Raw genomic sequence first — 8,705 nt, 5'->3', positions numbered from 1 at the left:
GATCATGAACCACATCTGGCTTTATTTGCGGATGATCATGGCTATGCATGTTATGAAAAGATATTTAAAGAAGCTCCTTCTGTATTAAAGGAGAAGGCGATTCTTGCATTTGAAATTGGATATAATCAAGGAGAAAGAATGAAACAACTTGTTCCTCTCTATTTCCCGAATGATACATTTGAAGTCATCAAGGATATGAACGGAAAGGATAGAATGTTGTTCATCTATCATAACTATGAAAATATTTGAAACAGACCGTCTCACAATTAGAACACTTGATGAAGATGATATTGATCGACTTGTAGAATATCGCAGTAAGAAGACTGTTTCTAAGTATCAGTCTTGGAATAGATATACAAGAAGAGATGCAGTGAAACTCATCAAGAAGTGTAAAGAGACAGTGATAGATCATAAAAAGGGGTCTATGCAGTTTGGTATTACAACCAAAGGGAGCCAGCATCTTATTGGTGATTTACATGTAGAGATTATGGCACCTCATACATTCTCTATTGGTTATACCCTAGATGATGTTTTCTGGAATAATGGTTTTGGAACTGAAGCCGTACTTGGACTCTTAAGCTATATGCATGAAGAACATGGTTTCTTTAAATGTATTGCTTATATTTATAAACAGAATGAAAAATCAAGACACCTATTAAAGAAGATAGGTTTTAAGAAGTTTGATGAGTCTTTCTTCTATGGGGATGAAGGTTATGTTTTTGACCTCAGTAACTTACAAAATATATATTTTGTGCTACAATAACAGATACGAGGTGGAACTATGATTAAAGAATATATTAAGAAGTATAGTAAAGCATCTATCGTCGCATCAGTGATTATGATTGTTGCTTCAGTATTATTGATTGTTTTCCCAAAGACAATGTTGGATATTGTTGTTTATGTCATTTCAGGCGCATTATTTGTGGATGGTTTGATTCATTTTGTGACTTACTTTACGTTAACTCATGAAATGCGTATCTTTTCTAATGATTTATTAGAAGGTATTCTTGCATTACTGGCAGGCGTTTTTGTTGCATTCAATGCGGATGCATTCATTAGTGCACTTGCAATGGTCATTGGATTATGGGTTGTCATCAAAGGTTTATTAAATTTACAGCTTTCATTCCAGTTGCAGCAGATCATTGAATTCAACTGGTTCTGGATCTTCTTATGTGCTGTATTTTGTGTCGTATTAGGCGTATTTATTATTGTACATCCTATCGATATGGCGATTGGATTAACTATGGCTGAAGGTATTGTATTATTAGTTACTGAAGTATTGAGTCTTATTCAGACAATCTATGTCTTATATAAGCTCAATCATTCTAAAATGTCTAGATCATATATTAATTAAAAAGTACCATCACGGTACTTTTTTGATAAAGGAGAAAACATGCTGAATACATCATTATTAGACAAAAAAAAGAAATATCTCCTAGGTGTATCAGGTGGTCCTGATTCTATGGCGCTTCTTGATATGATGCATGAATATTCAATCTGTGTCGCTCATGTAAATTATAATCTTCGAAATGATACAGAAGAAGATTACAAGGTTGTTCATGATTACTGTAAAGCACATAATATTCCTTTTTACTATAAGGAATTTACACCAGATGATTATGTGAAAGGAAACTTCCAGACTGTCGCAAGAGATATGCGTTACGCTTTTTATCAAGAAGTATATAAGAAGGAACAATGTGATGCGTTATGTCTTGGTCATCAGAAGGATGATGCCATTGAAACAATCTATATGCATCTAGAACGTCAGTCTTATCCTGAATATCTTGGTATTCAGGAGGTCTCTGAACGCTTAGGTATGACTATTATTCGTCCATTACTTCATGTGACTAAACAGAACCTGCGAGATTATTGTCATTATCATTATATCGCTTTTCATGATGACTATACGAATTTCCAGACAGAGTTTACTAGAGACCGCATTCGTAATACGATCTTGAATCAGTATACCAATTCACAAAAAGAAGAACTCTTAAAAAAAGCAGAAGAATACAATCAAAAGCAGGCATTAAAGAAAGAAAAAGTAAGTAAATATCTTACTGAACCACTTGATTATACATTAGTACCAGAAGACCTTCTTCCCGATGTTCTTTATGCCTTATTAAAGAAGCATATTGAAGTCTCTAAGATTTCTCATCATCTCATTGATGAGATCATCCATCAGATTCATTCCTCTAAACCAAACATTCAAATGCCTATTGGTGTTAATGAGGAGTTCATAAAAGAATATAATAATGTATACATTCGTAAATCTATAAAACAATTAGATTATACGTATAGAATAGATTATAGACAGGACTTCGACTGTCCTTATTTCAAGATTCGAACACAAGGAGAAATGAATGATGGTATCCCTGTCAAAGATGAAGACTTTCCATTGACCATTCGAAACATAAGACCAGGAGATCGTATGGAAACAGCAGGGGGCACTAAAAAGGTCTCTAGACTCTTTATTAATGCGAAAATACCCTCACCATTACGACATTATTGGCCAATTGTATTAGACTGTAAGGGAAATATTCTTTTGGTTCCTGGAATTGCGAAAAACAAGAAGTATTTGTCTATCAATCCAGATTTGTTTGTGATAAAATAACAACGACTATACTAGGAGGTACGGTTCAATGCATAAGGACATAAAAGAAATATTATTTACACAGGAACAGATTACTGAACGCTGTAAAGAATTAGGCGCACAGATCTCAAAAGATTATGAAGGTAAGAAGCTTCTTCTTATTGGGCTTTTAAAGGGGTCTATTCCATTCCTAGCAGAACTTTCTAAATATATTGAGGGCGATGTATATTTTGATTATATGTCAGTCAGCAGTTATAAAGGAACTGAATCTGGAACTATTCATATTAAGAAAGATGTTGATATTGACGTCAAAGGTATGGATGTACTTATCGTAGAAGACATCCTTGATACAGGTAAAACATTAGATACTGTTACACATATGTTGAAAGATCGTGGTACAGCATCTTGCGAAATCATTACTATGCTTGATAAACAGGAAGCAAGAAAGTATCCTGTACAGGCTAAGTATGTTGGTTTCCCTGTACCAGAATTATTCGTGGTTGGTTATGGTCTTGATTTCGATCAGAGATTTAGAAACTTACCATATATTGGTATCTTAAAAGAAGAATGTTACCAGTAAGGAGTTTATGATGAAGAAGAATAACAAAACATTATTTAAAGCTATTCTTCCTTGGATCGTCGTATTATTGTTGTTAAGCTCATTATTCCCATTCTTAATGAATAATGGCGGTAGTAAGGAATTGACTTATTCACAATTCATGACAGTATTAAAAGACGAAAAAGTAACTAACATAACTATTACACCTAATAGTTTTGTAACCAAGGTCGAAGGTAGCTACAAGAAGAACTCTAAGGGCGATAAAGTGAACTTTACAACTATCGTTCCTAAGACAGACAAAGAATTAGATTCATTAACACAGATTCTTGAAGACAAGAATGTAAAAGTGAAGGTTACTGATGCAAACAGTGATAATATGATTTGGAATGTTATTGGAACAATCTTTCCATATGTATTATTACTTGGTGGTATGGTATGGGTATTTAAGAGTTTTGGTGGCGCTGGAGGAGGCAACAACAAAGCCTTTGAATTTGGTAATTCACGCGCAAAGCTAGAAAGAAACTCTAAGACTCGTTTTACAGATGTTGCAGGTGCTGATGAAGAAAAAGAAGAATTAACAGAACTTGTATCATTTTTAAAGAACCCTAAGAAGTTTACTGAAATGGGTGCTAAAATTCCTAGAGGTGTTCTATTAGTAGGTCCTCCAGGTACAGGTAAAACATTATTAGCACGTGCTGTTGCAGGTGAAGCAAACGTTCCATTCTATTCTATTTCTGGTTCAGAATTCGTAGAAATGTTCGTTGGTGTTGGTGCTGGCCGTGTAAGAGATATGTTTAAGAAGGCTAAAGAAAATGCCCCTTGTATCATCTTTATTGATGAAATTGATGCTGTAGGTCGTCAGAGAGGTACTGGTGTTGGTGGTGGACACGATGAACGTGAACAGACATTAAACCAGTTACTTGTTGAAATGGATGGTTTTGAAGGCAACGAAGGTGTTATTATCCTTGCAGCCACTAACCGTGCAGACGTACTTGATCCTGCATTATTACGTCCAGGTCGTTTTGATAGACAGATCAGAGTATCTAACCCTGATAAGCGTGCAAGATCTCAGATCTTGAAGGTTCATGCAAGAAATAAGCATTTTGCGCCAGATGTTGATTTTGATAACATCGCTCAGCGTACTCCTGGATTCTCAGGTGCAGAACTTGCGAACGTATTAAATGAAGCGGCATTACTTGCAGTAAGAAGCGGTCATCAGATGATCACATTAAGTGATGTTGATGAAGCAATTGATAGAGTTATTGGTGGTCCAGCTAAGAAGTCTAGAAAATATACTGAACATGAAAGAAAGCTTGTTGCTTATCATGAAACTGGACATGCGATTATTGGTTTGACATTAGAAGATGCCAACCAGGTGCAGAAGGTCACAATTGTACCACGTGGTGATGCAGGTGGATACAACTTGATGACTCCTAGAGAAGAAACTTACTTCTCAACTAAGAAACAGTTACTTGCAACTATTACAGGTTATATGGGTGGCCGTACTGCTGAAGAAATCTTCTTTGGTGATGTATCATCAGGTGCTCATAACGATATTGAACAGGCTACACGTATTGCTCGTATGATGGTTACAGAACTTGGTATGAGTGAACTAGGCCCAATCAAGTATGATAGTGGTGATAATGCCGTATTCTTAGGTCGTGATTATTCACAGTTAAGTAATACACATTCTGGTCAGATTGCATTCGAGATTGACCAGCAAGTACGTAAGATCATCGAGACAGCGCATGCTCAGGCAACTGAAATCATCAACAATAATAAAGATAAAATGGATATTATTGCGAATGCATTGCTTGAACATGAAACATTGAATCATGAACAGATTCAGTCTTTATATAACACTGGTAAAATGCCAGAAACATATGATGGAACAGAAGAACATGTTGACACTCATGATGACAACAATAACACTCCTGAATCACCTAAGGCTGATCCAGAAGATGATTTACTAGATGAAATGAAATAAGCGCTTTGCGCTTATTTTCATTTAGGAGGGTAATAAAATGCAGCGTAGATTTATGGTAAGACTATTAGTAGGTATTATTGTTATTAGTATGATTTTGCCTCTAGTAAGCTATTTTGCGATAGGGAGATGAGATAAATGAAAGATTATTTAGTACGTGGACTCGTTAATTCAAAGAACTGTCGTGTTTTTGCCTGTACAACAACTAACCTTACAAATGTTGCACAGCAGAATCATAACTTATGGCCTTGTGCAAGTGCTGCACTTGGACGTATGATGGCAGTCACTTTAATGATGGGTGCTATGAATAAGAATAAAGAAAAGATGACAGTAGTCATCAATGGTGGTGGACCAATCGGTACAATGCTTTGTACAACAAATTCTGATGGTAAGATCAAAGGATTTGTATCTAATCCAGAAGTTCACTATACATACAATGATACAGGTAAGCTTGCAGTAGGCTTATGTGTAGGTAATCAGGGTACAATCCAGGTTACTCGTGATATGGGATTAAAGGAACCTATTACATCTAGTTCTCCATTACAGACTGGTGAAATTGGTGACGATTTCTCTTATTACTTCATGTTATCAGAACAGGTACCATCAGTTGTTGCAGTAGGTGTTCTTGTAGAAGAAGACAATACTGTAAGAAGTGCAGGTGGTTATATTATTCAGTTATTACCAGAAGCAACTGAAGAAGATATTGCGTATATTGAAGATAAGATCAAGAATACACCACCAGTATCACAGTTATTAGATGAAGGACATACTCCAGAAGAAATCTTAAAGATGATCTTTGAAGATGTTGAAATCCTAGATACACAGGATTTATCATTTGAATGTGATTGTAGTAAAGAAAAGATGGGAGAAGCCTTAGCTACACTTCATACAAAAGATCTAGAAGACATGATTAATGAGGATCATGGCTGTGAGATTACATGTCAGTTCTGTAATACCCATTATCAGTTCAGTGAAGATGAATTAAAGGAAATACTTAAAAAACGCCAGTAAAATGGCGTTTTTTTTACACTGTCTGGTATTATACAAAGATCAGTTAACAGATATCATGGAAGGGAATAGAATTGAATAATTGATCTTTTTAGAATTGTATGACAGTTCCTCTTTTTAATAACTAGTATAGAAGATAAATTTATAATAAATATCTATATATTATGGAGAAATATGTGCTGCATTAATGGAGTGCTTTGACTGGACATTCTTTTGTGCATTCAGAACAGAGAATGCAATCAGTACCGTTTTTACGTCTACGTGATTCATTGTTGACTTCTACATTCATTGGACATTTAAAACATACAAAAAGGAGCAGGAAGGGAACACCTGCTCCTTATGTCCTATTAGTAAAATAGGGAAGGGAAATGAAAACGATATATATATTATTGAAAGGATCGGGAACTTCCTTTCACAACTCATAGTATAAACATAATTTATCTTTGTATTGTGTCAGGAATATGGTATATTTTGTGATGGTGATTAAAAAATGTTGAAAATTGGAAACGTAGAAATAAAACATCCTATTATCATGGCTCCTATGGCAGGTATCACAAATGTCGCTTATCGTAGACTTGTAAAAGAGTTTGGTGCAGGACTTGTGGTATCTGAAATGGTCAGTGATAAAGCATTATGTTATGGAAATCAAAAGACAATTGATATGCTTGCAGTAGGCGAAGATGAACACCCTATGAGTATGCAGATTTTTGGTGGTGAAGTAGAGACTATGGTCAAAGCTGCCAAGTTTGTAGAGGAACATTCTGATTGTGATATTATTGATATTAATATGGGATGTCCTGTAAATAAGGTATTAAAGGCTCATGCAGGTAGTTATTTAATGCAGTATCCAGAACTTGCATATGATATTGTGAAGGCTGTCGTAGAAGCAGTGAATGTACCAGTGACTGTTAAGATGCGTATTGGTTATGACATGAAGCATATTAACTGTGTAGAAATGGCACAATTAATGGAAAAAGCAGGTGCGAGTGCAGTCGCTATTCATGGTCGTACACGTTCACAGATGTATGAAGGCCATGCAGATTGGTCATGGATTAAAAAAGTAAAAGAAGCAGTCAGTATTCCAGTTATTGGGAATGGTGATGTCAGAACACCTGAAGATGCGAAAAGAATGATGGAAGAAACAGGTTGTGATGCTGTCATGGTTGGTAGAGGTGCTTTAGGTAATCCATTTGTGATTCGTAGAATGGTGAAATATCTAGAAGAGGGTATTTTAGAAGAAGAACCAGACTATCATGCACGTATCCAGTTATGTATTGATCATGCCCATCGTTTAGTGAAAACAGAAGGTGAAAAGAATGCGATTAGACAGATGCGTGGACAAGCACCTTGGTATGTCAAAGGGTTAAGAGGTTCTGCAAAGATTAAGAATCATTTAACACAGATGAATACATTAGAAGAATTAGAAACAATTCTAAAAGATTTTGAGAAAGAACTAGAAGGTGAGTAATCATCTTCTTTTTTGTTTTATAATAGAATAGAGGAGAATATAAGTAACTAAATATATTGACTATTGTGATTAAATGTGTTCAGATCTCTCTCAAAGGAGAGCATTAAAATGAACATATCAAATACCACAATTTATAAACCAAAAAACTTTGCTGAACTTCTAAGCGTATCTGTTAAGACATTGTAACGTTGGGATAGAGAAGAAACTTTATAGGCAAACCGAATTCCAACTAATAAGCGTTATCGCACTTATGATCAGTATTTACTAAATCACGATGTATTTTTAAGATTTAGTAAAGTGAAGGGAATTATTGTAGAACAGTGTATTGAAGGTTATGGAAACCGTGTAACGATTTATTAGATGAAGTAATGGAACATAAAATCAAAACCACAATTTGAATATCCACAAACCATAGGTTGGTGAAAAATAAATTTCATAAACACCTATTAAAAGGCGTTCTTGAAGCTGAACATAGTACATGGATTTTCTATTTGCTCTATAATTAGATTAGAAATCAGATGGAGCTATAACAACATGTCAAACAAAGTATTAAGGACTAAGAAAGAATCTCTTTATTAGTTAACCCAGAACTATTTCAACAATATTGATAACTGTATTGAATTCTTCAAATCCATGAAATGACATGGTGGCAATTCAAGTGACTGCTGCGGATGTCATAAGTATTACCTAGTCAAGCGTGTAGGAAAGACTAGTACTTCATATATCCTTGAATGCAGCTCATACCATAAGCAGCATTCACTGCTTTCAGACACTATTTTTCAGAACCACAAGATTTTATTAGGTAATTTCCTTTTCTTTAACGAAAATAAAGGAATCAATGATAATATTACTGGAATATATAATGTATATTTCTGCTCCACATTTTTCTTAAATCGTTACCTGTAGATTATGGGTATTCAAAAACTGTAATAGTAACCAATAAAGATAGATTTATCAGATTGGGTTATGACTGGTTTGAAAAGGGTACTGTAAGAAGTTTAATACAACCATAGTGCTAGTAAACATGAAGAACTCCTACTGGCTGTATGGGCTTCGTAAGTATAAAAAACAGATAGAAAGGGATGAGAGAATTGCT

Annotated in this window: 8 protein-coding genes and 2 pseudogenes; 9 read left to right on the top strand and 1 reads right to left on the bottom strand. The window is 34.9% G+C overall.

Translation table 11 applies throughout. The annotated features are described in order from the left end of the window. The 7 genes and pseudogenes from B2S90_RS00120 to hslO form a co-directional block, all read left to right on the top strand. A pseudogene (locus tag B2S90_RS00120) lies at window positions 1-249 on the top strand (protein-(glutamine-N5) methyltransferase, release factor-specific); the annotation flags it as partial. Beyond that, entirely contained in the window at window positions 236-763 is a 528-nt protein-coding gene (locus B2S90_RS00115) for a GNAT family N-acetyltransferase (protein ID WP_055233328.1), read from the top strand. The pseudogene B2S90_RS00120 and the gene B2S90_RS00115, both read left to right, overlap by 14 nt. 18 nt (window positions 764-781) lie before the next feature. Then, a complete protein-coding gene (locus tag B2S90_RS00110; RefSeq protein ID WP_278861050.1) occupies window positions 782-1,354 on the top strand; it encodes an HdeD family acid-resistance protein in 573 nt (190 codons plus the stop codon). A gap of 39 nt (window positions 1,355-1,393) precedes the next feature. Then, on the top strand, window positions 1,394-2,611 hold the full coding sequence (tilS, locus tag B2S90_RS00105) for a tRNA lysidine(34) synthetase TilS (protein ID WP_286696355.1): 1,218 nt from the start codon (window positions 1,394-1,396) through the stop codon (window positions 2,609-2,611). A gap of 28 nt (window positions 2,612-2,639) precedes the next feature. Beyond that, on the top strand, window positions 2,640-3,170 hold the full coding sequence (gene hpt / locus B2S90_RS00100) for a hypoxanthine phosphoribosyltransferase (protein ID WP_055233330.1): 531 nt from the start codon (window positions 2,640-2,642) through the stop codon (window positions 3,168-3,170). A gap of 7 nt (window positions 3,171-3,177) precedes the next feature. Further along, entirely contained in the window at window positions 3,178-5,136 is a 1,959-nt protein-coding gene (gene ftsH / locus B2S90_RS00095; protein ID WP_278861047.1) for an ATP-dependent zinc metalloprotease FtsH, read from the top strand. A 135-nt stretch (window positions 5,137-5,271) separates the two neighbouring features. Next, a complete protein-coding gene (hslO, locus tag B2S90_RS00090) occupies window positions 5,272-6,144 on the top strand; it encodes an Hsp33 family molecular chaperone HslO (protein WP_055233332.1) in 873 nt (290 codons plus the stop codon). Between the two features lie 181 nt (window positions 6,145-6,325). Here the strand turns inward: hslO and B2S90_RS10845 are convergent, their stop codons facing one another. Next, window positions 6,326-6,430: a 4Fe-4S binding protein gene (locus B2S90_RS10845; protein ID WP_202980024.1), complete on the bottom strand. Its 105-nt coding sequence runs from the start codon at window positions 6,428-6,430 to the stop codon at window positions 6,326-6,328. A 201-nt stretch (window positions 6,431-6,631) separates the two neighbouring features. Between B2S90_RS10845 and dusB the strand changes: the two genes are divergently transcribed. Further along, entirely contained in the window at window positions 6,632-7,609 is a 978-nt protein-coding gene (gene dusB / locus B2S90_RS00085; RefSeq protein WP_022425755.1) for a tRNA dihydrouridine synthase DusB, read from the top strand. Between the two features lie 911 nt (window positions 7,610-8,520). Further along, window positions 8,521-8,633: pseudogene (locus tag B2S90_RS10965) on the top strand (IS607 family transposase); the annotation flags it as partial. Window positions 8,634-8,705 lie beyond the last annotated feature (72 nt).

This window comes from Catenibacterium sp. UBA627 (assembly GCF_002299355.1).
Classification (GTDB): domain Bacteria; phylum Bacillota_I; class Bacilli_A; order Erysipelotrichales; family Coprobacillaceae; genus Catenibacterium; species Catenibacterium mitsuoka.
The sequence above is the reverse complement of the archived record's forward strand: the minus strand, read 5'-3'. Positions and strand labels throughout refer to the sequence as shown.

Excerpts from the sequence above, each read along its gene's own strand:
- tilS (WP_286696355.1), top strand. The coding sequence starts at position 1,394 with ATGCTGAATACATCATTATTAGACAAAAAAAAGAAATATCTCCTAGGT.
- ftsH (WP_278861047.1), top strand. The coding sequence starts at position 3,178 with ATGATGAAGAAGAATAACAAAACATTATTTAAAGCTATTCTTCCTTGG.
- hpt (WP_055233330.1), top strand. The coding sequence starts at position 2,640 with ATGCATAAGGACATAAAAGAAATATTATTTACACAGGAACAGATTACT.
- B2S90_RS00115 (WP_055233328.1), top strand. The coding sequence starts at position 236 with ATGAAAATATTTGAAACAGACCGTCTCACAATTAGAACACTTGATGAA.
- B2S90_RS10845 (WP_202980024.1), bottom strand. The coding sequence starts at position 6,430 with ATGAATGTAGAAGTCAACAATGAATCACGTAGACGTAAAAACGGTACT.
- hslO (WP_055233332.1), top strand. The coding sequence starts at position 5,272 with ATGAAAGATTATTTAGTACGTGGACTCGTTAATTCAAAGAACTGTCGT.
- B2S90_RS00110 (WP_278861050.1), top strand. The coding sequence starts at position 782 with ATGATTAAAGAATATATTAAGAAGTATAGTAAAGCATCTATCGTCGCA.
- dusB (WP_022425755.1), top strand. The coding sequence starts at position 6,632 with ATGTTGAAAATTGGAAACGTAGAAATAAAACATCCTATTATCATGGCT.